This window comes from Paenibacillus forsythiae T98, assembly GCF_000520735.1.
Lineage (GTDB): Bacteria > Bacillota > Bacilli > Paenibacillales > Paenibacillaceae > Paenibacillus_AQ > Paenibacillus_AQ forsythiae.
Window position 1 is genome coordinate 1 of the sequence record NZ_ASSC01000621.1, and the last position, 833, is coordinate 833.

At 59.1% G+C, this 833-nt stretch carries 1 protein-coding gene; it reads right to left on the reverse strand.

What is annotated here, in order from left to right; all coding sequences use genetic code 11:
* The coding region (locus tag L692_RS29490) for a DEAD/DEAH box helicase family protein (RefSeq protein ID WP_036724560.1) at window positions 1-833 on the reverse strand (833 nt) is incomplete at both ends.

An 833-nucleotide genomic window follows, 5' to 3' on the forward strand; every position in this document is an offset into this window, starting at 1 on the left:
GTAGGAGGTTTCGTGCTCCTCGTCCATTATAATCAGCCCCAGATTATTGAACGGAGCAAATATCGCGGAGCGTGCGCCGACGGCAACGGATGCTTTGCCTTCGCGGATCTTGCGCCATTCGTCATACCGTTCCCCCGACGACAGACGGCTGTGCATAACCGCAACCCCGCTGCCGAATCTCCCCTTGAAACGTTCAACCATCTGGGGAGTGAGCGATATCTCGGGAACGAGCACAACAGCCTGGCGGCCCTGTTCAATACAGTGCTGAATGCACTGAAGATAGATTTCCGTCTTTCCGCTGCCGGTTACGCCATGAAGCAAAAAAGTCCCATGACGCTGCTCATCGACGGCAGCCACAATCCGTTCATAAGCCGCTGTCTGCTCGGAGGTAAGCGGAAGCGGCGCGCTTGGCTTGAAGCTGCGGCCCCGGTAGGGATCGCGGTACACCTCGATCTCCGTAATCTCGATCAGCCCTTTGTCCTCCAGCCCCTTTACCGTTGCGGCGGTCACCTGCAGCGTGGACAGGATCTCCTTCAGCGGCATCGGCAGCACGGCTTCCCGCTCGATCAGAAACGCCAGGACCTCCTTCTGCCGGGCGGACCTAGCGGGCAGCTGATTCAGCGCTTCCCGCGCCGATCGCGGCTCCATCGTCAGATCGACGGCTTTAAGCTTCTTCTTGCCCATCTTGTCCTTGATCGATTGGCTTTCCTTCAACGCGCCCCGTCGAAGCATGAACTTTATCGTCTCCGCCCCGTCCGGAAAGGCCCGGGACAGCTGCTTCATCGACACCTCGCCGGCGCGGCGGACATACTCGGAAATCTCTCTTTCCTCCC